Raw genomic sequence first — 25,178 nt, 5'->3', positions numbered from 1 at the left:
CACCGAGATCGAAATCGCGCGGGGTGGGGCATGCCCCACCCCGCGCGATCACCTCAATCTACACCAGAAATTACACCACGAGCGCGGACGCTAACGGAGCTGCGATCCGCCATCGATTTGCGGCTGTTCAGCGACATCCGATTCGATTCCGCATGTGGCGACCTGCGCTTTGCCAGAATTGATCCTGCCGTGGGGCGGAAGAGCGGCAGCCTGACCATACATCCCGGGGATATCCCGCATTTCGGCACATTGGCCGGACAGAGCGAGATCATGGTCGAGTTTCGCCGGGGGCACGATCATGACGATCAATGGTATCTCCTGATCGCGCGCGATTATGATGCGGGTACCGCGAGCTGGCGCTATGGCTGTCTGATCCGGCTGCGCACCGCCAAGGCATTCCAGACCCAGATGCGCCACAGCGCCCGACTGATGGAACTGGGGGGCATGGCCTCTGCGCTCAGCCATGAACTGCGCCAGCCGCTGTTTACGATTTCGCTGGCCGCTGAAAACGGCCTGATGCTGCTGCAGAACGGGCAACCGGACCAGGAGCGCATGGCCGCAAAGTTCGAGCGCATCGTCGAGCAGGTAGAACGTGCCAATGCCATCGTGCAGCGCACCTCTGCCTATGCACGTACCGAACGCGACGAGCGGGTGGCGATGGACCTGGCGCAGGCCGTCCAGAATGCGGCCCGCTTCATGCGGCCAGTGATGACCGAACGCGATATCGACATGCAGGTTGTTATACCCTCGACCCTCCCGATCCTCTCCTTGCCGCGGATCGGGATCGAGCAGATCATCGTCAATGCCCTGCAGAATGCCGCCGATTCCATCGATACGAGGCGCGAGAGCGGGGCCTGCGGGATCATGGGTGTCATCAAGGTCGACATTCAGCAGGATGCGGATGCCGTTCTATTGACCGTTTGCGACAACGGTGCCGGGCTTGATCCGGGCATCCGCAACACTGCATTCAACGCGTTTTGCACGACCAAGCCAGAAGGCAAGGGCACCGGTCTCGGTCTGTTCGTCTGTCGTCAGATCATGGATGAGGTTGGCGGATCGATTGCCATAGCCGATAATGCGGATTCAGCGGGCGCAACGCTGACGCTGAGATTCCCTGTATCTGAGGGCGGCTGATCGATGGACGCACACAACGTTCGCCATGTTTACATTGTCGATGACGACGCCTTGGTTCGCGCAGAGTTGGCTGAGGCGCTGCAATTGCGCGGATTCATGGCGACCGCCTTTGACAGCGGAGAAGGTTTCCTGGCGCGGCAGGATGCACTCGAGCCCGGCTGCGTCGTGCTCGATCTCAACATGCCGGGCATGGGGGGAATGGAGGTTCAGCAAGCGATGGTCGATCGCCGAAGTCGGCACAAGATCGTAATGCTGACCGGCGCCGGATCCGTTTCCACCGCGGTGCGAGCGATGCATGCAGGCGCCATCGACTTTCTTGAAAAGCCGTTTCATGTCGATGACCTGGTGCGTGCCGTAGGCAGTGCGATCAACTCTCAGTTCCAGGAGGTTGCTCAGTCCGACCGCAAGCGAAACGCCGCTGAAATTGTCGAGCGGCTCTCCGAGCGTGAGCTTGACGTGCTTTGCGGCATGGTGCTGGGCCTTGCCAACAAGGTCATCGCCTATCGGCTCAGCCTTTCGCCGCGGACAGTCGAATCGTACCGGGCGCAATTGATGCAGAAGCTCGGGGTGCGCAGCCTGGCCGAAGCAGTGCATATCGCCATGGAGGCGGAGCTTGAACCGCGCGGAGCCATATTGCGATCCGATCCCGAAATCTGACAGCGACCTCCATGCCTGCGTTGCAAACCCGTTGTTCGAAGTCTCGACTGGTGGCAGATATCGCGCGCTGGACAAGTGCCGCAGAGTTGCGCAATCGGTTGCCGGTAGGAGCGTTGATCAAAGCGGGGGCGGTTGATGGATGGGCTTGGCATTCTTGCGATTGATGACCACCAGCTCTTTACGAGCGGCCTGGAGCGTCTGATTGCCGAGAGCTTTCCCTCTGCGCGGTTCGTCGCGATGTCAGGGCTGGGCGTTGCGCTGGATGCGGTGGACCAGCCGCCGAGCCTGATCTTGCTCGATTTCAACCTGAACGGCATCAGCGGGGCAGCTGCCGTTGGTCTGGCTCGTCAGCACTGGCCCGATGCCTGTATCCTCGTCCTCACTTCAGAGACGGTGCATCAGGTGGAATCGCAACTTTGCGATCACCCCAATGTGCAAGTCCTTTCCAAGGCCATTACGCCCCAGACTCTGGTGGAACGCATCAGGGCGGCGCTTGCGGTCGATCTGCAGGGCAATAGCGCATCCAGCGCGAGATCGCTGAGCCCGCGTCAGCTCGAGGTCCTGCGTCATCTGCGCGAGGGGCGATCCAACAAGGCCATTGCCGAACGCATGGGGCTTTCGGAATTCACGGTGCGGGGCCATGTCCAGCAGCTGTTCAAGGCCATCGGCGCGAGCAACCGGACCAACGCCGTCTATCTGGCCGAGCAGGCCAAACTGATTTGAACCACGCGGCAGTCGACGACCGGGCATCCGATACGGATCGCCAGATACTGGTCGAGCAGATCCGCATCGTTTACAGCCTGCTCACCCGGTCGGGCACCATGACCCTGTTCCTGTCGGCATTCGTCGCTCTGGTCCTGCGCGCTCATGGGCCGATCGTCTGGTGGTGGTTCGCATTGCAGGCAACGCTCAAGACCGCGGAGATCGTGGAAATCCGATGGTTCTACGATCCGGCCATGGTGGAAGCAGCGCCGCAGAAGATGCTGCGCAGGCTGTATGTGACCCAGTCACTGCACGCCGCCGGCTGGGCGTCGGTCCTTGCCATTGCCGGCCAGGATGTCAGTGCTCCGGAATTCGTCTTTGTCGTGATGGCGCTCGGCGGTGTGTTGAGTGGCGGCGTGACAACATATGGTGCGCTTCCGAAGGTTCATGCAGTCTATGTCGCTACCTTCATCTTCGTCAGCATCCTGACCGCTATCTACCTCATTCTTGTCATACCCGACCGGCCAGCGTTTTATCTGATGCCGGTGCTCGCGATGATCTATTGCGTAGGCACCTATATGAACACGCGGGTGAGTGGCGAGGCCTATCATCGCCATATCTCGCTGAGCCTGGCCAATACCGAGCTGGCCGAAATATTGGCGATCCAGGTCGAGTTGGCAGAGGCGGCCCGGCGCGACGCCGAAGCAGCCAATCGCGCAAAATCGACGTTCCTGGCCTCTGCCAGCCACGATCTGCGTCAGCCGATCCACGCGACCGGACTTTTCCTTTCTCTGCTCAAGAATGGCAAGCTGGCCCCCGAGCAGCAAGTCCTGGCCAGCAATGCGGCAAATGCGCTCAACGCGTCATCGGAGATGCTCGATGCCCTCCTGGATTTTTCGCGGGTAGAGGCGGGGGTCGTCGTGCCTCATCCCCAGGTTTTCGCGTTTGATGATCTGGTGCGCCAGCTGGAAACCGAACTTGGACCGCTAGCCGATAACAAGAGGATTGTCTTTCGCGTTCATGAAACCGGCGCGCATGCACTCGCCGATCAGGCGCTGGTGCGGCTTGTACTGCTTAACCTCATTTCCAACGCCATCCGCTATACGCAGAAGGGCGGCGTGCTCGTCGGCGCGCGTCGCCGTGGCCAGCAATTGCTAGCCGAAGTCTGGGATACGGGCATCGGGATTGCTCCGGACAAGCTGGAGCTGATCTTCGAGGAGTTTGCCCAGCTCGGCAATCCGGAACGCGATCGCGTGAAGGGCCTGGGCCTGGGCCTCGCAATAGCCCGCCGCATGGCGCGTCTGATGAACAGCGATATCGCAGTGCGGTCCGCTCCGGGGCGAGGCAGCGTGTTCCGGTTCAGTCTGCCACTGGCTCCGCCCGCGCAGGCCCGACCGTCCGAGCCCGCGCGGCGTTCGCCCACGGTTCTGCTCGAGGGCGCAAAGGGCGCTCAGGTCATCGTGCTGGATGACGATCAGGCGATCCGCGATGGGCTTGCTGCTCTCCTTGGCCAGGCAGGTTATGCGGTACAGGTTGCCGAAACGGTCGAGGGCGCACTGGCATGCGCAGCCAGGCATCGGCCGGATCTGCTGATCTGTGATTATCGTCTGCGCGAAGGTCGTGACGGCACCGAAGCCGTGCGCATGATCCGGGAGCAGCAGAGCAGGCAGGTTGCGGCCCTGATCATCACAGGAGACACCCATCCCGATCGTATCGCTGCCGCCGAAAAGGAGGACATGCACATCCTCTACAAGCCGGTGGATCCCGACCGCATCCTGGAGAAACTGGCGACGCTGGTGCGGTCATAGCCCGCAGCCGCGGCGCCTTGCCCCACCAGGGCGGCTTGCTGCTCGCGCGCCGGTTGCCGGTCGATGCCGACCCGTAGCCCGTGCCCGACCTCAACGGCGAGCCAGGGGGCGACTATGACCAGTCGAACCGCCAGACGGTTGAGGCTGACAGCTATTCCGCAGCGACGCGCTGTTCGACGTTCTGGGGCCCCCGGATCAGCGTTCCCGGCCGTGCATCGGTCACCTCGCCGTCGCGAAAGGTGATCTCGCCCGACTTGATCGTAGCAACATAGCCATCGGCTTTTTGCAGAAGCCGCTTGCCGCCTGCTGGCAGGTCGAAGGCGAGCCAGGGTCGGCTGAGCCGCAGCCGCTTGAAATCGATGATGTTGAGGTCCGCCAGATATCCGGGCTTCAGCACCCCGCGATCGTTGAGACCATAAAGCCGGGCGGTATCGTGGCACTGGCGCTTGACGGCCAGCTCGACCGGGATCGTGCCCGCCTTGCGGTCGCGCGCCCAGTAGCTGAGCAGGAAGGTTGGCGCGGCAGCATCACAGATCGTGCCGCAATGCGCGCCGCCATCGGACAGCGACACCACGGTGTCGTCGCGCTCGAGCAGGCCCTTGATGAATTCCAGATTGCCGTCCTGATAGTTGAGGATCGGCAGATAGATGAAGCCGGTACCCTCGTTCTCCATCAGCACGTCATAGGCAAATTCCGCTGGGTCGCGGCCCGCAGCATCAGCGACCAGCGCGATGCTTTCCTCGCGCGTGGGTTCGTAGCTGAAGCCGTCGACAAGCGGGAATTGCAGCGCCCAGCCGGCGGTAACCAGCATGAACAGCGCGGCGGTGTCCATCGAGGGCGGGGGCAGATTGTCTTCGGCCAGAAGTTTCGCCTTGAACGCCGGGTCCTTGAGATGCGCCAGCTGTTCCTCCCAGGGAAGGCCTGCGATTGCCTGCCAGCTCGGGCGCTGGACGAAGGGGTGGACGGTGCCGCGCCAGGCCATGACGACGCCGGTGCCGCGCAGCGAGATCTGCGCGACGACATGCCCGCCGGTGCGGTTGGCTTCCTCGCACGCCGCCATCTGCTCGGTCCAGTGCATCTGCTTCATCGGCGATTGCAGCATCGCGAAGGTGACCGGCAGCCCGGTTTCCTTCGAGAGCGATGTCATCCAGTCGAACTCCCTCCATTCGGGCACGAGGTCCGACGCCATTTCGAACACGCCATAGCCGACATTGCCCATCGCGCGGCCGATGCCGATCAGCTCGCGCGCCGTCGCGGTCGTGCCAGGCACCAGTTCGCCGTCGATCGACTTGTGCAGCACGGTGCGCGAGGACGAAAAACCGAGCGCGCCGGCGCGCAGACCATCCTCGACGATTCTGGACATGGCGGCGATGTCCGCGTCAGTCGGTTCCTCATTGGCCGCACCGCGCTCTCCCATGACATAGGCACGCACGGCGCCGTGCGGCACGTGCGTGCCGATATCGATGGTCCGCGGCAGCTTCTCGAGCGAATCGAGATATTCGGGAAAGCTCTCCCAGTCCCAGCTCATGCCTTCGGCCAGCGCAGTGCCGGGAATGTCCTCGACGCCCTCCATCAGCCCGATCAGCCATTCGTGCTTGTCGGGCTTGGCAGGCGCAAAGCCGACGCCGCAATTGCCCATCACGACCGTGGTCACGCCGTGCCAAGCTGAAGGCGCCATGACGTCGTCCCAGGTCGCCTGCCCATCATAATGGGTGTGCACATCGACAAAGCCGGGCGTGACGATCAGGCCTTCTGCGTCGATTTCCTGACGGCCCGGGCCATTGACCTTGCCGACGACCGCGATGGTTTCGCCGGTGATGGCGATATCGCCGACAAAGGGCGCGCCGCCCAGGCCATCGTAAATCGTGCCATTGCGAATGATCAGGTCGTACATGGGCAGGCTCCTCATCCTGGCCGTCGCGCCGGGTCTCATGCCTGGTCGTCTGACGGTTCGGGACTGGATGCTACGCGAGTTTCGGCGAAAGGGAAGGGGGTGTGCGGGTTTCGCCAGCACCGACCCGTTACTCAAGGTCCCTCGACTGCGCTCGGGACAAACGGAGGTGGGAACCTCAATTCTAACTGCTCCAGTTTGTCCCGAGCGCAGTCGAGGGACGTAATCGCTAAGCGTCCATCGCCCGCGCCACCGCCAGAAACTCATCCACGCTCAGCGTCTCGGCGCGCCGCGCCGGATCGATGCCCACCGCTTCCAAAGCCGCGAGCGCACCCGGCAGGCTCTTTAGGCTCTGTCGCAACATCTTGCGCCGCTGACCGAACGCGGCTGCGGTAAGGGCTTCAAGTCGCGACGCCCTGATCCCTTCGGGCATTTCGGCAGGGGTGAGATGCACGATGGCCGACATGACCTTAGGCGGTGGGGTGAAGGCGCTGCGGTGGACCTTCATGGCCAGCCGCGCATGACTGCGCCACTGGCTGAGGATCGCCAGCCGCCCATAGGCATCGCTGTCGGGCGCTGCGGCGATCCTGTCAGCAACCTCGCGCTGGAACATGAGCGTCAGCGATCGCCATTGCGGGGGCCATTCCTGCCCACCGAGCCAACCGATCAGCAGCGCGGTGCCGACATTGTATGGCAGGTTCGACGCGATGTGGCAGGGGCCGGGCATCACGCTCGCCAGCGGTATTTCAAGGGCATCGCCCTCGATTACCTTGAGCTGGCCCGGAAACGCCTCGCCAAGTTCCGCAAGCGCGGGCAGGCAGCGCCGGTCGCGCTCGATCGCGGTGACATGGGCGCCAGCGCGCAGCAGCGCGCGGGTCAGGCCGCCAGGCCCGGGACCGATCTCGAGGACGTCCTGCCCATCCAGATCTCCCGGCACCGCCGCGATCCGATCGAGCAGTTGTTCGTCTAGCAGGAAATTCTGCCCCAGCGCCTTGCTGGCGGCGAGGCCATGGCGCGCGATCACCTCGCGCAGCGGGGGAAGAGCGTGAACCGGGGCGCGCATCAGCCGTCGTAGGTCTGGCGGTGATCGAAAGCGTGAGCCGCCATCCGTATCGCGGCAATCATCGATCGCGGGCTGGCAAGGCCCTTGCCGGCAATATCGAATGCCGTTCCGTGGTCGGGCGAGGTACGCACGATGGGCAGCCCGAGTGTCATGTTGACTGCGTCGTCGAAATGCAGCGCCTTGATCGGGATCAGGGCCTGATCGTGATACTGGCACAGGGCCACGTCATACCGTGCGCGCGCTGCTGCGTGGAACATGGTGTCGGCGGGCAGGGGGCCGGATACGAGAAAGCCTTCGGCGCGCAAAATGTCGATCGCGGGCTGGATGATATCGGCCTCTTCGCTGCCCATGCTGCCCTGTTCGCCGGCATGCGGATTGAGCCCTGCAATGGCGAGCCTTGGCGGATCGATCCCGAAATTGCGCGCCATGCCCTTGGCGGCGGCGCGCGCGCGATTGACGATCAGATCGACCGACAGCGCGGCAGGGACCTCGGCAAGCCCGATATGGACGGTGATGGGCACCACCCTGAGGTCGGGTCCGGCGAGCAGCATCGCGACATTCTGGCGCCCCACGCCGCAGGCCTCTGCGATGAATTCGGTCTGGCCGGGAAAATGGAAGCCGACCTTCTGCAACTGGATCTTTGAGATAGGTCCGGTCACGATGCCGCAGGTGGTGCCCGCCCGAGCCAGGCCGACACCCATTTCCAGCGCCTGCAACGCGCAGCGTGCCCCATCCAGATCGGGTTCGCCGGGCACGACGGTGCCGCTGTCGATCACGGGAAGAACCGGCAGAGCGGTCTCGAAGGTTTCATGCGCTTCGCCGGGGTCGGCAATGACCCGGATAGGGCCGCTCCATACGGCTTCGAACGCACGCGGATCCCCGACCGCAAAGAAGGGCGTCAACCCCTCGATAGCCCGTGCGTCCCAGCTCTTGCCGATGATTTCGGGACCGATCCCGGCAGGATCACCGGACGAAATGCCCAATAATCGCGTCACGCCGACAACCGGTCCATGCGCATCAGTTATACTCGATCACGGCATCGCGGCGGAGGTCGCGCAGATAGATCTGCGCGCGGCGGTTGACCTTTTCCTCTTCCATGTTGGCCATCAGCTGCTCGGGGCTGGGGCCGCCGTCGACACCGGGATCGTCGCGACCGCACAGCACCAGCACGCGCACGCCATCCTTGACCGAACCGAATGGCTGGGTCGCTTCACCGATGGACAGGGCAATCAGAGTGTCCTGCAATGGTGTCGGCAGGTCGCGCACCGGCACCTGATCATTGTTGGTCACCGTTGCGCCAAGCCGCTTGGCGATCTCGTCGGCCGCACCGCAACCCTTGATCTGGCGTGTGGCCGTGGCAAATTCCGAAGCTCGGCGGGTCGCTTCCGCCTCGGTGATGCCCGGCGGGAAGGCGATCGAGAGCTGCTTGAGGCCCAGCAGGGCATCGCGCGGGTTCGCCGTGAGAATCTGCCGCTTGTCGATCAGGTAGATCAGCGAGAATCCGCCCGGAATCTCGATCGGTCCGGCTAGCTGCCCGACCTGCATGTCGCGCGCCACGACGCCAAGCGCCGGCGGCAACTGACCAAGCTGGATCCAGCCCAGATCGCCGCCAACGGCAGCCGTCGAGGCTTCCGAAAACTGGCGCGCATAGGCGACGAAAGAGCCGCCCTGTTGCAGCTGCTGCACGATCTGCGCCGCATTCTTGGCGACTTCGGCACGATTCTGCGAGTTGGCCGACAGATAGATCTCGCCGATGCGATATTCTTCGGTGCCCTTGTTCGCCTTCAGGCGCGCAATGACCTCGTTCACCTCTTCTTCCGAGACGTTGATGAACGGCGTCACGTTTCGTCCCAGCAGGCGCTGCCAGGCAAGCTCGCCCCGGATCTGACGCTTCAGCGAGCGCGGCGAAGAGCCGATACTGGCCAGATACTTGTCCAGCGCGGCTGTATCTCGGCGGAAGTTCTGCTGAGCGACCTGGGCATAGGTACGCTCGACCTGGTTCTCATCGACCGTAATGTCGTTGGCGGCGGCTTCCTGAATCTGCAGCGTCTCGTCGATCAGGTTGCGCAGCACCTGCAACCGCAGCCTCTGGCGTTCTTCGTCGGCAACCGGAGCATCGTTGGCGGCGAGGATCAGCGCGACGCGCTCATCGATATCGGTGCCCGTGATGATCTCGCTGTTGACGATGGCTGTCGCCCGGCGGACGTTGGGGTCCTGCTTGCCGAAGATGGTCAGACCCTCCGGCACGTTGAGCGACGTATCGGGCATGGCCGCATCGTCCTGCACAGTCTGGGCAATGCCGGGAAGTGCCAGGCCTGCCACCAGGCTCAAGGCCAGCGCTGTTTTCGCCAGCTTGCGGGTACGGATTGTGAAGGTGTTCAATGCGTGCAAGCTCATATCTTCCTGATTGGGACAAAGCGACCCCTTGCCCAAAATCGGCTTAACCGTGGCTGAGCGGGGCGGTGAATATCGCCTTTGGGATCAAAAGCCAAGGTTGCGCAAGGCAACGCGCAGCAGAAAGGTGTCGCCACGCTGGGCATCGCCCACCGGGATGTAATCGCGACGCCAGGTCACGCCCAGTTCCAGGCAATCGTCCTCATAGGCGACGCCAAGCCGCGTGCGGATGGGCTGAAACCCATCGGACTGCAAGGTCGGATCTTCCTGCTGCCCGCTCAGATCGAACACGCCGGCGCCGAAGATCGACCAGTAGCGCGCAACGCGCACCCGGCCCGCGACACGCAGCTCCTCGCGGTCTTGCAGATCCTCGATTTCCGGTCCGATGTCGCGGTTGAGCCGAAGATAACCGACCTGCACATAGGTCTGGCGTCCTCCCACGGTGACATCGACCTCGTTGCGACGCACGGCGAGATTGTCCTTGTCCAGCCTGAACCGGTGCGTGTAGCGAATGAAGTTGCGCAGCTTGAGGTCGAGGCGCCCCACGACGTCCGATGTGCGGTTGCCCAGGCCCGTGCCTTCGGGCAGGAAATCGCGCTCGTCATCGAAGCGATAGCTCTGCCCGACCACGGCGTTGAGTTGCATGCCCGGACGCTGCAGCGACCATTCGATGCCATAGACGACGCGCGCGCCCTCCTCGAGCCGGTCATAGCCGGGCAGACGGTTGAGCGAGAACAGGTTGCTGTCCTCGAGCTCGATCGCGCGCGAATCCTCATTGGGCAGTTCCAGATTGCCGGTTGTCGGCGTTGCGACCACCTGGACACGCGGGCTGAGCACCTGGGTGCCGCCAAACGCTTCGCCGACGAACGGCCAGCGCAGATCGGCCGCAATCGATCCGCTGGCGCGGGCCTTGATCCCCGATTCGCCGCGATAGATCAGCGTATTGGTCAGCGCATTGTCGCTGCTGTTGTAGACATCGCCGCGCGCCAGTGCGGTCAGGGTGAATTCCTGTCCCATGCTGGTGAGGCGCCGAAGATCCCATCGGGCTTGCGCGAAGGCCCTTTGGGTGTCCTGTCCAGCCGTCCGTCCGATGGCCAGCGTATTGAGCTGAAACTCGACCTTTCCGCCCGCTACCTGATCGGGCAGACGGTAGCGCCAGTCGACCACCGGCAGTGCAATCGGCACCTGACCCTGGGGGTCGTTCACCCGGAGTGTCTGCGTTGCCCATCCGGCAAGCGAGAAATAGCTGTTCTGTCCGATCCGCTCGGCTTCGATGGTCGAGCGCAGCCGGTCGTCACGGCTGACGTCGTAACGGCGCAGGAAGGTGCGGTCGGTCACGGCGCGGATCGAGCCGCTGATGCTCCACGATTCATCGAGCTGGAAGCGGCCTGTCGCATCGAAATAGCCACGAAAATCGTTCTGGCTGTTCGGCGCTATTGCGCCCGCGCCCACCGGAATGCGCGATCCTGCCGTGGCATAGCCGGTGATCTGATAGGCCCCGCGATCGGTGAGGGCACGGTAGGTTGCATTCACCATCGGCAGTGCCTCGGTGAACACGGATCCGGTGACAGTCAGATCGCGATTGGGTGCGAGGCTGATATAATAGGGCAGGCTCAGCTGGACGCCATTTGCCTGGCTGAACCGAATGTCGGGGACCAATATGCCCGAACCGCTGCCCTCGCCGACCGGGTGGCTGAGGCCCGGCATCGGGATGACCGGCAGACCGAACAGCTCCAGCCGGGCCCCGTCGTACCGGACACGCTTCTCGGCGGGGTTGTACACGACCTTGATCGCGCGCAGCTGCCAGCTCGGCTTTTTGGGCTTGCCGCTGGGGGTCTCGACGAGACAGGCCGAATAGGCTGCATTGTCGAGGGTGATGATGCCATCGGTGCGTGTCCCCCGGCTGGCGACCATCCGCCCGCCGGCTTCGAGCACGACCAGAATGTTCTCGATGACTCCGTCGCGGATCGACTCGGTCAGTTCGATCGAGTCGCCATAGAGCTTGTTGCCCTCTGCATCGGTGATCTGCACATCGCCGTTTGCGCGCACCTGACCGGTCTTGCGATCCCAGGTGACGCTGTCTGCCACCAGCGACTGGTCGACGCGCACCAGCAGCACATTTCCATTGGCGGTCACCACATCGGCATTGCTGTCATAATCCAGCCGATCGGCGGTGAACTCGATGACGTGCTGTTCCTCGTCCGCAGCACCTGCAGCGGGGGAAGCCTGATCATCCGAATACCGGACGATATCCTGGCGCGTGAAGGTGAGGTTCTCGCCGAGCAGATAGCTTGTGCGGGTGCAGACGGGCTTTGCTGCAGCCTGATCGGCGGCGAGCGCAGGGACCGCTTGCGCTGCAAGCAGCGCGGAACCCAGCAACAAACCTGTCCGTGAAAAGCGCAAACCAACCATCCGTCGCATTCTGCGGTGGTCGTCAGGCCCGAGAATCACGGAGGCGCCACTCGCCAGAATCGCGCCTATTGCACCGCGCAAGCGCGAGCGCAAACCGCTTTCGATGGCCCGTGCAAAGGTGCGGCAAATGCTGGCAAACAAAACGAACCTGTCCTATCGCTTGCAAGCGCAGCCTCGCCACCAATATGGCGGGAGGACCTCTGTTGCCGTCCCTATCGGTCCAGCCATAGGCGCAACATGGTTCACAATCGATTAACCGGCCAACCGGCCTGCCTTTCGGGAACCCATTGATGAACATAATTTTCGACGCCTCCGCAGACAGTTATGCCGTGATCGCCTATCCGGTTGCCAAGGACGAGCTGGCCAATCTCAGCCTGCCGCTCGACTCCGGTCCGGTCGTGATCGAAGGCGCGAAGGCGGCCCGGTTCGAAGGCGGTGCAGGCGAGGTGTTCGACATTTTTGTCGGACAGGGTGGCAAGACACTGCGCGTCGCGCTGATCGGCACCGGCGGCCAGTCGCGTACCGATCTGGAGCGCGCGGGCGGCCAGCTGGTGGCGAAATATCAGCGCTCAGGCGTGGAGTCGCTGGCAGTGGACATGGGGCTGGGCGCGCTGGCGCACAATCGCGAAGGCGCCGCGCAATTCCTGTTCGGGGCGGTGCTGCGCAGCTGGTCGCATGATCAGTACCGCACCAAGCTGCCCGTCAAGCAGAAGGTCAGCCTCACCGAGATCGGCGTAGTCAACGGACCTGCCGGGCTGGGCGCGATCTGGACCGATCAGGCCGCGATCGCCGAGGGCGTCGCCCTCACGCGCGAACTCGTCACCGAGCCTGCCAACATCATCTATCCCGAAAGCTTCGTCGAGCGGTGCAAGCATCTGGAGTCGCTGGGCGTCGAGATCACCGTGCTGGGCCAGGAAGAGATGGAAAAGCTGGGCATGGGCGCGCTGCTCGGTGTGTCGCAGGGCTCGGTTCGCCCGCCCCGGATGCTGGTGATGCGCTGGAACGGCACCGGCGATGCCAAGGCCAAACCCGTCGTTCTGGTCGGCAAGGGCGTTACCTTCGATACCGGCGGCATCTCCATCAAGCCGGCGGCGGGCATGGAAGACATGAAGTGGGACATGGGCGGCGCAGGCGCGGTTGCGGGCACGATGAAGGCGCTTGCCGGACGCAAGGCCAAGGCGCATGTCGTCGGCATCTGCGGCCTGGTCGAGAACATGCCCGATGGCAATGCGCAGCGTCCCGGAGACGTCGTCACCAGCATGTCCGGCCAGACAATCGAGGTGATCAACACCGATGCCGAAGGGCGGCTCGTGCTGTGCGACGCGCTCCACTGGGCGCAGGAAAATTACGATCCCGAATATATTGTCGATCTCGCCACGCTGACCGGCGCGATCATCATCTCGCTGGCCGACCAGCATGCCGGGCTGTTCAGCAACGACGATGGCCTGGCCGCAAAGCTGACCGAAGCGGGCAAGCTGGCCGGCGATCCGCTGTGGCGCTTCCCGCTGAGCAAGGCCTATGACCGGATGATCGACAGCCCGATCGCAGACATGAAGAATGTCGGCGCCAAGGGCGGCGGATCGATCACGGCGGCGCAGTTCCTGCAGCGGTTCATCAAGCCCGGCGTTAAATGGGCACACCTTGACATCGCCGGCATGGTCTGGGCGGACAAGCCCGGTCCTGTGTGGGACAAGGGTGCGACCGGTTATGGCGTTCGGCTTCTGAATCAGTGGATTGCAGACAATTTCGAGAATTGATCTGAAGCGCTCCGTGTTCATGACGAGGCGGGGCTGCTGATATGCAGGTCGATTTCTATCACCTGACGCGTGACACCGCCGAGCGGGTTCTTCCTGCTCTGGCGGCACGCACTCTCGCGCTGGGTCAGCGCATGCTGGTGCTCTCGCGCGGTGCCGACCATCGCGCCGCACTCAGCCATGCATTATGGACGCACAGTCCCGAGAGTTTTCTGGCGCATGGCGAACTGGATGGGCCCAACCCGCAGCTTCAGCCGATCCTTCTCGCCGACCGCGTCGAGCCCGCCAATGGCGCCCGTTTTGTCGCGATTGCCGACGGGATCTGGCGCGAGGAGGCGCTCGGTTTTGATCGGGTCTTCCTGCTGTTCGGCGACGACACCATTGCCGGCGCGCGCAAGGCCTGGGTCGATCTGGGCGGGCGCGAGGGGCTGGACCGACATTACTGGAAGCAGGACGGCGGCAAATGGGTTGAACAGACACCCGGCAAGCGTCAGGATGTCCGGGAACCATAGGAGACGGTCGAATGCGCAACATTCTGATGACGACAGCGGCTTTCATGCTGCTTGCAGGCTGCGGCGGCGAAAAGACCGTATACAGCGACGCCGAGGGCAATGAGGTCAAGGTGACGCGTGAAGGCGATGGCGACGCGTCGGAGGTCAAGATCACCAGTGCCGATGGGTCTGCGACCGTCAACATCAATACTGGCGCCACCGACGCGAAGCTGCCCTTCAATCTGGAGGTCTATCCTGGCGCGAAGGTCGTCTCGACCATGAACAGCAACAGCGATGGCAATCAGGGCGCCATGGTGGTCATGGAGAGCAGTGCCAGGCCCGATGCTGTGATCGCCTGGTACCGCAAGTCGGTCGAGGGAAAGGGCTTCAAGATCGAGACCGAAATCACCACCGGTGACATGCGCGCCATTGCCGGGACGAAAGACGGAGGTTCGTTCACGCTGCAGGTCGCACCCGCCGAGGCGGGGTCGTCGATAACGCTGATTGCCGGCCAGGGCTGAAGCGCGCCGCGTAATCGTCTGACGGCGGTTTTTCTTGCAGCGCACAAGGCGGCCCGCTAGGGGCGGCGGCGAATCGCGCCGCGCGTGCGCGAGCACCATCATATTGCAGGAGCATCCTCATGGCCGTCACCCGGACCTTTTCGATCATCAAGCCCGACGCCACCCGTCGCAACCTGACCGGCGCGGTCACCAAGATGCTGGAAGAAGCTGGCCTGCGCGTCGTCGCGTCCAAGCGCATCCACATGACCCGCGAACAGGCCGAAGGCTTCTACGCCGTCCACCGCGAGCGTCCGTTCTTCGGTGAACTGGTCGAGTTCATGATTTCGGGCCCCGTCGTCGTGCAGGTGCTGGAAGGCGAAGACGCCGTGAAGCGCAACCGCGACATCATGGGCGCCACCAACCCGGCCAATGCCGAGCCTGGCACCATCCGCAAGGAACTGGCCGAGAGCATTGAGGCGAACTCGGTCCATGGTTCGGACAGCGAAGAAAATGCCGCGATCGAAATCGCCTATTTCTTCAAGCCGGAAGAAATTGTTGGCTGATCCAAATGCCGCGCGCTGCCGGGCCTGAACTGAACCCGGCAGCGCTGGCACCGACATCGGCGCACGGCACCAGCGATCGCCTGGCCCGGTTGCGGATCGCGATCACCTATTTGTGGCGGCATCACCGGTTGCCTGACCTTGGTGAGCCACGCCGGTTCACCGAATTCGTCCAGCATCGCAAGCTTTTCGATTGCGATCCGCGGCTGCCCGCCTTTTCCGACAAGGTGGCGGCGAAGGCGCTGATTGCCGACCGGCTCGGGCAGGACTGGATCACTCCCACACTCTGGCAGGGCACGTTGCTGCCCGATAGGCCTCCCTGGCCGCGCCCCTTTGTCGTGAAGTCCCGTCACGGCTGCAATCAGCGGGCCTTTGTCCGATCGCCCGATGACGACTGGCCCGCGATCCGGCGGATTAGCCGGACCTGGATGCATCGCCCCTATGGCGGGTGGCTCGACGAATGGCTTTATCGTGATATTCCACGCGGGCTTCTGGTCGAGCCGTTCATCGGCAGCCATGGAAGGCTTCCGCTCGACTACAAGTTCTACGTTTTCGGCGGCGAGGTGGCATGCATCCAGGTCCATCTGGATCGCGAAACGCGCCATCGCTGGATGCTGTTCGATCGCGATTGGAACAGATTTTCCTCGCGCACGCGCGATCCCGATCCGCCAGCGCCAGCGTCGCTCGCCACGATGATCGCGGCGGCGGAGACATTGGGGCATGGCTTCGATTTCGTTCGCGTCGACTTCTACGAGATAGACGGCAAGCCGCGCTTCGGCGAAATGACCTTCTATCCCGGTTCCGGGCTCGATCCCTTCGATCCGCCCGAGATCGACCTTATGCTCGGCGCGCTATGGGCGAAGGCGCGTCTGGACTCGTGCTCTAGAACTCCGCCGCGATATCCATGAACCTGGTCAGCCGCTTGGGCGCGACGCTGCGCCAGCTGCGATGCAGCCAGTCAGCGATATGGTCCCAGTCGGTGCACCCGGTATCGAGCCGGATCGCGATCCAGCCCGAGGGCGCGTAGAATTTGGGAAGATAATAGAGATCTGGGTCCTGATCGACCAGTGCGGCCTGCTCGTCCGCGCCGCTGGTCTTGACGAGCAGCGCGATCGCTTCCTCGCCATGATGGTGGATCGAGACATAGGCGAAATATTTGCCAGTCTTGTCGCCTCCCACGCGCCAGCCTGGCGCCCCATGCGAGGGGCGGGCGTCGGTCTCGGGCAGCGCGAGCGCCAGTTCGCCGACCTTGGCGACGATCCAGTCCGGGTCGCTCTCTCGGGCGACATAATCGGCGAGCGTACGCGAATAGAGCTGGTGTTCCGCGATCAGCACGCGTGCGGCCAGGCTGTCTGGCTTATCATCAGGCAGGATGGCGACTTCGGTCTGGCCGAGCACAGGGCCGTCGTCGAGCTCCGCGGTCACGAGGTGCACGCTGCATCCAGCAACCTTGTCCCCGGCTTCAATCGCGCGCTCGTGGGTGTGCAGGCCCTTGTATTTGGGCAGCAGCGAAGGATGGATGTTGAGCATCCGGCCCTCCCATCCGCGCACGAAGCCGGGAGTGAGGATGCGCATATAGCCCGCCAGCGCGACATGGTCGGCGCCACTCGCGCGTATCGCCTTGTCCATCGCGGCATCATGGCTCTCACGGTCCATGCCCTTGTGCGACAGGGCGAAGGTCGGTACGCCTTCGGCCTCGGCGAGCCGGAGCCCGCCCGCCTCAGGATTGTTCGACGCCACCAGGACCACCTCATAAGGGCAGGACGACGCCCGCGAGGCGTAGAGCAGGGCGGCCATGTTGGTGCCGCTGCCCGAAATCAGGATGGCGACACGGGCCTTACCCCGCATGGGTGGCGCTCCACGCCGTTTTGGCGCTCCAGGTCTCGACCGATCCGCTGACGGTGCACCCCTTGTCGCCCGCCTCGATCCTGCCGATGCGGTGTACGGTCTCGCCCGCGGCCTCCAGATCGGCGGTGACGCTGGCGACATCGGCTTCGTCGACCACCAGCACCATGCCGATGCCGCAGTTGAAGGTCCGCGCCATTTCCTCGGGCTCGATATTGCCCTGCGCCTGCAGGAAGGCCATCAGCCGTGTCTGCGTCCAGGCATCGGCATCGACAAGGGCATGGGCGCCATCCGGCAGCACGCGCGGGATATTCTCGAGCAGGCCACCGCCGGTGATATGCGCCATTGCAGCGATTCGGCCCGATTTCACCACCGGCAGCAGCGAGGCAACATAGATTCGCGTCGGCGCAATCAGCGCGTCGATGAGCAGAATCTCCTGATCGAACAGGGCCGGGCGGTTCATCTTCCAGCCCTTGTCGGCAGCGAGGCGGCGGACCAGCGAATAGCCGTTGGAATGGACGCCCGACGAGGCGAGGCCCAGCAGCACATCGCCCGGCTTCACCCTGTCGCCGGTCAGCACCTCGTCGCGCTCCACTGCGCCCACGCAGAAGCCGGCCAGGTCATAATCGCCCGGCGCATACATGCCCGGCATCTCGGCCGTCTCGCCACCGATCAGCGCACATCCGGCGATCTTGCAGCCCTCGGCAATCCCTGCGACGACGCGTTCGGCAACGCCGGTGTCGAGCTTGCCGGTGGCGAAATAGTCGAGGAAGAACAGCGGCTCAGCACCCTGGACGATCAGGTCGTTGACGCACATCGCGACCAGATCGATCCCAATCGCATCATGCCGGTCATGATCGATCGCGAGCTTCACCTTGGTGCCCACACCATCGTTCGCTGCGACCAGCAGCGGGTCACGAAACCCGGCGGCCTTGAGATCGAAAAAGCCTCCGAATCCGCCCAGTTCGGCATTGGCACCGGGGCGCGCGGTCGCCCTGGCCAGTGGGCCGATCGCCTTGACCAGCGCATTGCCGGCGGCAATCGAAACGCCCGCCTGGGCATAGCTGTAAGATGTCGGGCCAGAAGCCGAGGGATTTGGCGCGTCGCCGGTCTTGTCAGTCATGGCCTGAGCGGTTAGCGACTTCTCGCTTGGATTTCCACGCCATTGTCGCCAAAAGAGCGGCCACGCCGCCGCCGGAGACGGGCAGGGGGCAACAAGCTCGTTTTTGCGCGGTTGTTTGAAGCTAGGATACATTGATCACCAGCCTGCCCCTGCAACGTCCGGCGCCCCAATTCTCTCGCGTCTGGATCGCCGTCGCCCTGTTCGCACTGCTGCTCGGTGCGGGCGCGCTCGTCTATGCGCAGATCGAAGGGGATCGCGGAATTCCGCCGATCGCCAGTGGCGGGGATTTCGAGGTCAGCGGGGTCAAGGTCGATGGATCGGGCAAGAATGCGGAAGAGGCACGTTCCAATGCCTGGCGCGATGCACAGCGCAAGGGGTGGCAGAAGCTCTGGTCGCAGATGAACCGCTCGGGCGCCGCGCCCAAGCTCAGCGATTCGGCGCTGGACGGAATCGTTTCGGCGATCGTCGTGGAGAACGAGCAGATCGGCCCGCGCCGCTATATTGCCACCTTGGGCGTGCTGTTCGATCGCGCCCGTGCCGGCGAATTGCTCGGCGTCAGCGGATCGGTTTTGCGCTCAGCACCGATGCTGGTCGTGCCTGTCTATATCAGCGGGGGATCGGCCCAGACGTTCGAGAACCGCACCCCCTGGCAGGCGGCCTGGGCAAGGTATCGCACCGCCGAAAGCATCGTCGACTATATCCGCCCCTATGGCTCGGGAGCGGATTCACTGCTGGTGAACGCGGCACAATCGGGCCGGCGCAGCCGAACCTGGTGGCGCGTGATCCTGGACCAGTTCGGTGCGGCTGACGTGGTGATTCCCGTGGTCGAGGTCGAACGGCAATATCCCGGCGGGCCGATCATCGGCCGCTTTGCAGCCCGTTTCGGACCCGACAGTCGTTTGCTCGGAAGCTTTTCGCTGCGGGCCCGCAACAGCGACGGGCTGGGTGCGATGCTCGACGAAGGCATCAAGCGGCTCGACCGGATCTATGCCGGCGCGGTGCGGTCCGGTGAACTCCGGCCTGACTCGTCGCTGATCATCGAAAAGCCTGTCGAGATTGTCGAAGAGGCGCTGGATGACACGCTTGCCGAGGACATGCCCGTCGAGTCGGGCGGCCTGTCCGCCGCCGCTCAGATCATCTCGATCCAGTTCGACACGCCCGATGTGGCTGCAGTCCAGGCAGGTGAGCGCATGGTGCGCGGCATTCCGGGCGTGATTTCGGCCAGCACCGCCAGTCTGGCGCTGGGGGGAACCTCGGTGATGCAGGTCAACACGCAGGTCGATATTGATGCGCTGCGCGGCGCCCTGGAGGCGCGCGGCTATCGCGTCCAGCAGGGTGCAGGGGTGCTCCGCATTTCCAGGGCAGCCGCACCGGCATCGCCTGGTGGCGGGGGATAACCGATGACTCGCCAGTTCGCCTTGCCCTTTGCGGCAGCCGGACCGGACGGTGACAGCGAATTCCTGATCACCGAATCGAACCGCGCGGTGGTCGACCGGCTGTTCGACTGGACGCGCTTGCCCTTCGGCGCTGCGGTACTGGTCGGCCCTGCAGGATCAGGCAAGACCGTCATCGGTCGCGCCTTCGCGGGCGGATCGGGTGGCGGGTTTATCGACAATGCGGATGGCGAAAGCGACGAGACACTGTTCCACGCATGGAACCGGGCTCAGACGCAAGGCCTGCCCGTGCTGTTTGCCGCCAGCCGCGCTCCGGCAGAATGGGGCATTCGCCTGCCGGATCTGCTGTCCAGGCTGGGAGCATCGCTGCTGATCGAGATTCCGCCGCCCGACGAGGATATGGCGACGCTGCTGCTGCAGAAGCTGCTCGCGCGGGCGGGGCTGGCGCTGCCGGATTCGCTGGCGCACTATGCCGCCGTGCGCATGGAGCGGTCCTACCCTGCCATACACGATCTGGCACGGACGATCGATCAGATGGCGCTGGCAATGCAGCGACCGATCGGCCAAAGACTGGTGCGCGAGGCACTGGCGATAATGGCAGGAACCGATGGCGGCTCAACCGACTGAAATCGAGACGAAACCCTTGGGCCATTCCGATTCGGGGCGGCGCTATTTCAACCGCGAACTCAGCTGGCTTGCGTTCAACGACCGGGTTCTCGAAGAAGCCTGCATCCCGCGCCATCCGTTGCTCGAACGGCTGCGCTTCCTGTCGATCTCGGGCAATAATCTCGACGAGTTCTTCATGGTCCGCGTGGCAGGGCTGGTGGGACAGGTGGCGCAGCATGTCGAGGAGCGCTCGGCCGACGGCCGCACCCCGGTGCAGCAACTGGCCGCGATCGAGCGTGCGGTCGACCGGCTCAACGCCGAGCAGCAGCGGGTCTGGAGCGAATTGCGCATCCAGCTGGCGGCCAATGGCGTCGTCGAGGCGGATGTCGAGGATCTGAGTCCCGACGATCGTGCATGGCTGCGCGAGCATTTCGTCTCTCAGATATTCCCGGTTCTCACACCCCAGGCGCTCGATCCGGCGCACCCGTTTCCGTTCATCCCCAACAAGGGGTTGAGCCTGATATTCGAACTGAAGCGACGGTCGGATGGCAAGACGGTTCGCGAACTGGTCATGCTGCCGGCGACCATGCCGCGCTTCCTGCGCATTGCCGGCGACCAGGGGCTGTACCTCTCGCTCGAGAAGATCGTCGTCGCGTTCGCCGATAAGCTTTTTCCTGGTTATGACGTGCGGGCGTCCGGGCTGTTCCGGATCATTCGAGACAGCGATATCGAGGTCGAGGAAGAGGCCGAGGATCTCGTTCTGTACTTCCGCACCGCACTCAAGCGGCGTCGGCGCGGCCAGGTAATCCGGCTGGAAACGTCGCGACTGATGGACAGGGGGCTGGCGCAGCTTCTCGACGACAATCTGCTGCATGAAGGCGGCACCAAATCCTCGGACGATGGCTTTCTGGGTATCGGCGATCTTGCTGCGCTGGTGGACGAGGATCGGCCCGATCTGAAATTCCCGGCCTATACGCCCCGGTTTCCCGAGCGAATCCGTGAACATAACGGCGATTGTTTCGCTGCGATACGAAGCAAGGATATCGTCGTTCACCACCCATATGAAAGCTTCGAGGTGGTGATCGCGTTCCTGAAACAGGCCGCTGCCGACCCCGATGTGGTGGCGATCAAGCAGACGCTCTATCGCGCGGGCAAGCAGTCCGCCGTCATCAACGCCCTGATCGCAGCGGCAGAGGCTGGCAAGTCTGTCACCGCCGTGGTCGAGCTCAAGGCCCGGTTCGACGAGGAGCAGAACCTGCTCTGGGCGAGCGCGCTCGAGCGTGCTGGCGTGCAGGTGGTCTATGGCTTCATCGAGTGGAAGACACATGCCAAGATTTCGATGGTGGTGCGCCGCGAGCCTGAGGGTTTCCGCACCTATTGCCATTTCGGCACGGGCAACTACCACCCGATCACCGCGCGCATCTATACCGACTTGAGCTTCTTCACCGCCGATCCGCGCGCCGGGCGCGATGCGGCGCAGCTGTTCAACTATATCACCGGTTATGTCGAACCCGAGCAGCTCGAACTGCTCTCCATGTCGCCGCGCGATCTGCGCAACGATCTGATCGCGCTGATCGATCACGAGATGGAGGAAGCCCGCGCCGGGCGCACCGGGGCAATCTGGGCCAAGATGAATTCGCTGGTCGATCCGGCGATGATCGAGAAGCTCTATGCCGCGAGCAGCGCCGGCGTGCAGATCGAGCTGATCATCCGCGGCATCTGCTGCCTCAGACCGGGCGTACCGGGTCTGTCGGACAATATCCGGGTCAAGTCGGTGGTCGGTCGTTTCCTGGAACACAGCCGCATCTGGGCGTTCGGCAATGGCGATGCCTTGCCCAATGACAAGGCGAGGGTTTTCATCAGCTCGGCGGACTGGATGCCGCGCAACTTTGACCGGCGGGTCGAGTACATGCTGCCGATCGAGAACCCGACCGTGCACGATCAGGTGCTCGAACAGGTCATGGTGGCCAATCTGCTCGACAATGAACAAAGCTGGGACCTGGATTCCCATGGCCAGTATCACCGTGTAAAAACCGAAGACAAACCCTTCAATCTGCACCGTTATTTCATGACGAACCCTTCGCTTTCAGGCCGTGGGACAGCGCTGAAGCACAGCGAGGACGTGCCGAAGCTCAGCTTGCATCGTCGCGCTGCCAGAACGGACTGAGCCCAGCGATCGATGAGCTTTTTTGTCCGCAAGCAGAACCAGCCGGTTCATCTCTATCGTACTGCGATCATCGATATCGGCTCGAATTCGGTGCGCCTGGTGGTGTTTTCCGGCCCCCGGCGCAATCCGGCCCTGATCTTCAACGAGAAGGTGATGGCAGGGCTTGGCCGCTCGCTTGCCGAAACGGGAATGATCGACGAGCCATCGATGGCGCGAGCCATCCAGGCGCTTGAGCGCTTTCGCATCGTGGCCCGCGAAATGGACGTCGACGAGACCGTGTGCGTTGCCACCGCAGCCGTGCGGGACGCCAGCAACGGGGACGAATTCACCCGCAAGGTCGAGGCTCTGGGGCTGGAAATCACCATATTGTCGGGCGATGATGAGGCACGCACCGCAGGCATGGGGGTGCTGTCTGCCATACCCGATGCTGATGGCATCGTCGGTGATCTTGGTGGGGGCAGTCTGGATCTGGCCCGGGTCGCGGATGGGCAGGTGCTTGATACCGCCACGCTGCCGCTCGGTGTTCTCCGGGCAGCCGCGATCCGCAAGGGCGATGCCGCTGCGCTGACACGCACTTTCAAGCAGATGGTCGCGGCCTATCCCTGGCTGTCGCGCTATCCCGACAAGCCCTTCTATCTCGTGGGCGGGTCGTGGCGCGCGTTTGCGCGTCTGGACATGCACCTCACAGCCTTTCCGCTCAAGGTGCTGCACCAGTATCAGATCGATATTGCCCGACCCGAAAAGGTGCTTGCCGGCTTTCGATCGCTGGACAAGGAGGCGCTGCGTCAGGCGACAGGCCTCGCGCCTTCGCGGATCGAGACATTGCCCGACGCTATCGAACTGCTGCGGCTGATGCGCCGCCATCTGCAGCCCAGTGCGTTCGTCGTCTCCTCCTTTGGCCTGCGCGAGGGGCTGCTCTATGCGCGCATGGATGAGGAGGTGCGTCAGCGCGACCCGCTGCTTGTGGCGACCGAGCGGTTCGGCCAGCTTCAGTCCCGCTTCGGCGAGGATGCGCTGCCGCTGTTCGACTGGATATCGCCGGTATTTCCCGACGATCCGCCCGAATGGCAGCGCTGGCTGATGGCCGCGTGCCACCTGTCGGATGTGGCCTGGCAGGCCAGCCCCGATTTCCGCGCCGAGCGCGGGCTGGAAATTGCTCTCCACGGTAATTGGGTGGGGATCGACGTGCACGGACGATCGATGATCGGCCAGGCGCTCTACACCAATTTCGGCGGAGGCCCGCGGGCCTTTCCGCTGGATCGCCATGTCGTGCCGCAGAACATGCTGGACCGAGCGATCGGTTGGGGCCTGGCCATGCGGCTTGCCCAGCGCCTCGCAGCCGGGACGCACGATGTCCTGCGCCGTTCGGCACTGAAGCGCAATGGCGACCGTCTCGAACTCGTCCTTGAGGATCGGGATCGCGCGCTGCTGGGTGAGGTTGTCGAGCGCCGTCTGCGGCGGCTCGCCCAGTATCTGGGCCTGCGTGCTGGTGCAATCTGATCGGCGCCACTGGTAAAGTCCCTTGCCAGGCTCTATCTTGCCGCAAAGCCACAGTCAGAGGAACGGCGCATGTTCAGCGCACTCAGCGAATATCTGGATTCGATCCGCGCCCGTGACCCTGCGCCCCGGTCGCGCTGGGAAATCCTGCTCTATCCGGGCGTGCTGGCGCTCGGCCTCCACCGCGTGGCGCACTGGCTGTTCAATGGGGAGCTGTATTTTCTCGCTCGGCTGGTCAATCACATCGCGCGCTTCCTGACCGCGATCGACATTCATCCCGGCGCGCAGATCGGCAAGTTCTTCTTCTGCGACCATGGCTTTGTCGTCATCGGCGAGACCGCCGTCATCGGCGACAATGTCACCATCTATCAGGGCGCTACGCTGGGCGGGCGCAATCCGACCGATGGCGTGGGCGGCAAGCGCCATCCGACCATCGAGGATGACGTGATCATCAGCCTGGGCGCGGCCATTCTCGGCCCGGTGACGATTGGCAAGGGCGCCCGTGTGGGTGCGAATGCGGTGGTGACCAAGGATGTCGCGCCGGGATCGGTCATGGTCGGGATTCCCGCCAAGCCCACGCTGCTCGATGCCAGCGAGAAGCAGCGCGGCTTCGTGCAATATGGTACGCCCTGCAGCCAGACCTTTGACCCCAACACCCAGAAGCTCGAACTGCTCCAGTGCGAAATCCGCCAGATGCAGGAGCGTATCGCTCAGCTGATCGACGAGCGCGACGAGGCCAGGCGAGCGGCGCGGCCTGCCGCATCAGAGCCTGATCGTGACAGCGGCACCGCTGCCTGAAATGGGCGCCGAGTTGCTTGACGGGGCCTGCGCTTGAGCGTCGGCGGCAACGTCTCGCTCTTTCCGGTGCCGGGAGCGCCGGGCCAGGTCGGGTTCGACCGGGACGAGCTGACCCGCATTCTCGATCTGTACGGGCGCATGGTCGCTGCCGGCCTGTGGCGCGATTATGCGATGGACCTCGGCCGCGATGCCGCCGTGTTTTCGTGCTTTCGTCGTGCAACCGAGCGGCCCGAATATCGCATCGAGAAGCGCCCGGCACTGCGCCGGAAGCAGGGGCAATGGGCGCTGGTGGGCGAGGGCGGTGCGGTGCTCAAGCGCGGGCACGAGCTTTCCGGCGTGCTAGCTCCGCTGGAGCGCAAGCTGGTTCGGGTCGTCGAATAGC

22 protein-coding genes are annotated in these 25,178 nt (G+C 63.7%); 15 read left to right on the top strand and 7 right to left on the bottom strand.

From position 1 onward, the window contains the following. Nucleotides 1-189: 189 nt before the first annotated feature. From C7451_RS09795 to C7451_RS09780, 4 genes are all read left to right on the top strand, one after another. On the top strand, nucleotides 190-1,134 hold the full coding sequence (locus C7451_RS09795; protein ID WP_167398501.1) for a sensor histidine kinase: 945 nt from the start codon (nucleotides 190-192) through the stop codon (nucleotides 1,132-1,134). Between the two features lie 3 nt (nucleotides 1,135-1,137). Then, on the top strand, nucleotides 1,138-1,791 hold the full coding sequence (locus tag C7451_RS09790) for a response regulator transcription factor (protein WP_110298762.1): 654 nt from the start codon (nucleotides 1,138-1,140) through the stop codon (nucleotides 1,789-1,791). Nucleotides 1,792-1,926: 135 nt separating this feature from the next. Further along, nucleotides 1,927-2,514 (top strand): response regulator transcription factor, encoded by a 588-nt coding sequence (locus C7451_RS09785; RefSeq protein ID WP_110298761.1) that lies wholly within the window; start codon nucleotides 1,927-1,929, stop codon nucleotides 2,512-2,514. Beyond that, on the top strand, nucleotides 2,511-4,301 hold the full coding sequence (locus C7451_RS09780) for a hybrid sensor histidine kinase/response regulator (protein WP_110298760.1): 1,791 nt from the start codon (nucleotides 2,511-2,513) through the stop codon (nucleotides 4,299-4,301). The genes C7451_RS09785 and C7451_RS09780 overlap by 4 nt, the downstream gene beginning before the upstream one ends. Nucleotides 4,302-4,452: 151 nt before the next feature. Here C7451_RS09780 and C7451_RS09775 read toward each other — a convergent pair whose 3' ends face one another. From C7451_RS09775 to C7451_RS09755, 5 genes are all read right to left on the bottom strand, one after another. After that, entirely contained in the window at nucleotides 4,453-6,195 is a 1,743-nt protein-coding gene (locus C7451_RS09775; protein WP_110298759.1) for an N-acyl-D-amino-acid deacylase family protein, read from the bottom strand. 226 nt (nucleotides 6,196-6,421) lie between these two features. Continuing rightward, nucleotides 6,422-7,255, bottom strand: coding sequence for a 16S rRNA (adenine(1518)-N(6)/adenine(1519)-N(6))-dimethyltransferase RsmA (gene rsmA, locus C7451_RS09770; protein WP_110298758.1), 834 nt, complete (start codon nucleotides 7,253-7,255; stop codon nucleotides 6,422-6,424). Beyond that, a complete protein-coding gene (pdxA, locus tag C7451_RS09765; protein WP_110298757.1) occupies nucleotides 7,255-8,250 on the bottom strand; it encodes a 4-hydroxythreonine-4-phosphate dehydrogenase PdxA in 996 nt (331 codons plus the stop codon). The genes rsmA and pdxA overlap by 1 nt, the downstream gene beginning before the upstream one ends. A 22-nt stretch (nucleotides 8,251-8,272) precedes the next feature. Continuing rightward, complete coding sequence (locus C7451_RS09760; protein ID WP_110298756.1) at nucleotides 8,273-9,652, bottom strand: peptidylprolyl isomerase; 1,380 nt, start codon at nucleotides 9,650-9,652, stop codon at nucleotides 8,273-8,275. Between the two features lie 84 nt (nucleotides 9,653-9,736). Further along, entirely contained in the window at nucleotides 9,737-12,028 is a 2,292-nt protein-coding gene (locus C7451_RS09755; protein WP_110298798.1) for an LPS-assembly protein LptD, read from the bottom strand. Nucleotides 12,029-12,351: 323 nt separating this feature from the next. Between C7451_RS09755 and C7451_RS09750 the strand changes: the two genes are divergently transcribed. The 5 genes from C7451_RS09750 (at nucleotide 12,352) to C7451_RS09730 (ending at nucleotide 16,274) form a co-directional block, all read left to right on the top strand. Next, entirely contained in the window at nucleotides 12,352-13,818 is a 1,467-nt protein-coding gene (locus tag C7451_RS09750) for a leucyl aminopeptidase (protein WP_110298755.1), read from the top strand. Between the two features lie 41 nt (nucleotides 13,819-13,859). Continuing rightward, entirely contained in the window at nucleotides 13,860-14,327 is a 468-nt protein-coding gene (locus C7451_RS09745; protein ID WP_110298754.1) for a DNA polymerase III subunit chi, read from the top strand. A gap of 11 nt (nucleotides 14,328-14,338) precedes the next feature. Beyond that, nucleotides 14,339-14,827 carry a hypothetical protein gene (locus tag C7451_RS09740; protein ID WP_110298753.1) on the top strand — a complete coding sequence of 163 codons (489 nt, stop codon included), beginning with the start codon at nucleotides 14,339-14,341 and terminating at the stop codon, nucleotides 14,825-14,827. 119 nt (nucleotides 14,828-14,946) lie between these two features. After that, on the top strand, nucleotides 14,947-15,369 hold the full coding sequence (ndk, locus tag C7451_RS09735) for a nucleoside-diphosphate kinase (protein WP_023837915.1): 423 nt from the start codon (nucleotides 14,947-14,949) through the stop codon (nucleotides 15,367-15,369). 5 nt (nucleotides 15,370-15,374) lie between these two features. Next, the gene (locus tag C7451_RS09730; RefSeq protein ID WP_110298752.1) at nucleotides 15,375-16,274 is read left to right on the top strand and encodes an ATP-grasp fold amidoligase family protein; all 900 of its coding nucleotides are present in this window, start codon (nucleotides 15,375-15,377) and stop codon (nucleotides 16,272-16,274) included. On the opposite strand, the gene purN is transcribed toward C7451_RS09730, so the two are convergent. Continuing rightward, the gene (purN, locus tag C7451_RS09725) at nucleotides 16,249-17,214 is read right to left on the bottom strand and encodes a phosphoribosylglycinamide formyltransferase (protein WP_110298751.1); all 966 of its coding nucleotides are present in this window, start codon (nucleotides 17,212-17,214) and stop codon (nucleotides 16,249-16,251) included. The genes C7451_RS09730 and purN overlap by 26 nt on opposite strands. Then, complete coding sequence (gene purM / locus C7451_RS09720) at nucleotides 17,204-18,334, bottom strand: phosphoribosylformylglycinamidine cyclo-ligase (protein WP_110298750.1); 1,131 nt, start codon at nucleotides 18,332-18,334, stop codon at nucleotides 17,204-17,206. The genes purN and purM overlap by 11 nt, the downstream gene beginning before the upstream one ends. Nucleotides 18,335-18,465: 131 nt before the next feature. Here purM and C7451_RS09715 point away from each other — a divergent pair, with 131 nt between their 5' ends. The 6 genes from C7451_RS09715 to C7451_RS09690 all read left to right on the top strand — a co-directional run bounded on the left by C7451_RS09715 (nucleotide 18,466) and on the right by C7451_RS09690 (nucleotide 25,177). Further along, nucleotides 18,466-19,731 carry a heavy-metal-associated domain-containing protein gene (locus C7451_RS09715; protein ID WP_110298749.1) on the top strand — a complete coding sequence of 422 codons (1,266 nt, stop codon included), beginning with the start codon at nucleotides 18,466-18,468 and terminating at the stop codon, nucleotides 19,729-19,731. Between the two features lie 3 nt (nucleotides 19,732-19,734). Beyond that, the gene (locus tag C7451_RS09710; RefSeq protein WP_110298748.1) at nucleotides 19,735-20,355 is read left to right on the top strand and encodes a P-loop NTPase family protein; all 621 of its coding nucleotides are present in this window, start codon (nucleotides 19,735-19,737) and stop codon (nucleotides 20,353-20,355) included. Then, the gene (locus C7451_RS09705) at nucleotides 20,336-22,501 is read left to right on the top strand and encodes an RNA degradosome polyphosphate kinase (RefSeq protein ID WP_110298747.1); all 2,166 of its coding nucleotides are present in this window, start codon (nucleotides 20,336-20,338) and stop codon (nucleotides 22,499-22,501) included. The genes C7451_RS09710 and C7451_RS09705 overlap by 20 nt, the downstream gene beginning before the upstream one ends. Nucleotides 22,502-22,513: 12 nt before the next feature. Beyond that, nucleotides 22,514-24,001, top strand: a complete 1,488-nt coding sequence (locus tag C7451_RS09700; RefSeq protein ID WP_110298746.1) for a Ppx/GppA family phosphatase — start codon at nucleotides 22,514-22,516, stop codon at nucleotides 23,999-24,001. Between the two features lie 69 nt (nucleotides 24,002-24,070). Beyond that, nucleotides 24,071-24,796, top strand: a complete 726-nt coding sequence (gene epsC / locus C7451_RS09695; protein ID WP_110298745.1) for a serine O-acetyltransferase EpsC — start codon at nucleotides 24,071-24,073, stop codon at nucleotides 24,794-24,796. Between the two features lie 33 nt (nucleotides 24,797-24,829). Continuing rightward, nucleotides 24,830-25,177 (top strand): DUF2794 domain-containing protein, encoded by a 348-nt coding sequence (locus tag C7451_RS09690; protein WP_110298744.1) that lies wholly within the window; start codon nucleotides 24,830-24,832, stop codon nucleotides 25,175-25,177. Nucleotide 25,178 lies beyond the last annotated feature (1 nt).

Source organism: Blastomonas natatoria (genome assembly GCF_003201955.1).
Lineage (GTDB): Bacteria > Pseudomonadota > Alphaproteobacteria > Sphingomonadales > Sphingomonadaceae > Blastomonas > Blastomonas natatoria.
The sequence above is the reverse complement of the archived record's forward strand: the minus strand, read 5'-3'. Positions and strand labels throughout refer to the sequence as shown.

Coding starts and splice junctions, on each gene's coding strand:
- C7451_RS09790 (WP_110298762.1), top strand. CDS start 1,138: ATGGACGCACACAACGTTCGCCATGTTTACATTGTCGATGACGACGCC.
- C7451_RS09785 (WP_110298761.1), top strand. CDS start 1,927: ATGGATGGGCTTGGCATTCTTGCGATTGATGACCACCAGCTCTTTACG.
- C7451_RS09775 (WP_110298759.1), bottom strand. CDS start 6,195: ATGTACGACCTGATCATTCGCAATGGCACGATTTACGATGGCCTGGGC.
- rsmA (WP_110298758.1), bottom strand. CDS start 7,255: ATGCGCGCCCCGGTTCACGCTCTTCCCCCGCTGCGCGAGGTGATCGCG.
- C7451_RS09760 (WP_110298756.1), bottom strand. CDS start 9,652: ATGAGCTTGCACGCATTGAACACCTTCACAATCCGTACCCGCAAGCTG.
- C7451_RS09750 (WP_110298755.1), top strand. CDS start 12,352: ATGAACATAATTTTCGACGCCTCCGCAGACAGTTATGCCGTGATCGCC.
- C7451_RS09745 (WP_110298754.1), top strand. CDS start 13,860: ATGCAGGTCGATTTCTATCACCTGACGCGTGACACCGCCGAGCGGGTT.
- C7451_RS09740 (WP_110298753.1), top strand. CDS start 14,339: ATGCGCAACATTCTGATGACGACAGCGGCTTTCATGCTGCTTGCAGGC.
- ndk (WP_023837915.1), top strand. CDS start 14,947: ATGGCCGTCACCCGGACCTTTTCGATCATCAAGCCCGACGCCACCCGT.
- C7451_RS09730 (WP_110298752.1), top strand. CDS start 15,375: ATGCCGCGCGCTGCCGGGCCTGAACTGAACCCGGCAGCGCTGGCACCG.
- purN (WP_110298751.1), bottom strand. CDS start 17,214: ATGCGGGGTAAGGCCCGTGTCGCCATCCTGATTTCGGGCAGCGGCACC.
- purM (WP_110298750.1), bottom strand. CDS start 18,334: ATGACTGACAAGACCGGCGACGCGCCAAATCCCTCGGCTTCTGGCCCG.
- C7451_RS09710 (WP_110298748.1), top strand. CDS start 19,735: ATGACTCGCCAGTTCGCCTTGCCCTTTGCGGCAGCCGGACCGGACGGT.
- C7451_RS09705 (WP_110298747.1), top strand. CDS start 20,336: ATGGCGGCTCAACCGACTGAAATCGAGACGAAACCCTTGGGCCATTCC.
- C7451_RS09700 (WP_110298746.1), top strand. CDS start 22,514: ATGAGCTTTTTTGTCCGCAAGCAGAACCAGCCGGTTCATCTCTATCGT.
- epsC (WP_110298745.1), top strand. CDS start 24,071: ATGTTCAGCGCACTCAGCGAATATCTGGATTCGATCCGCGCCCGTGAC.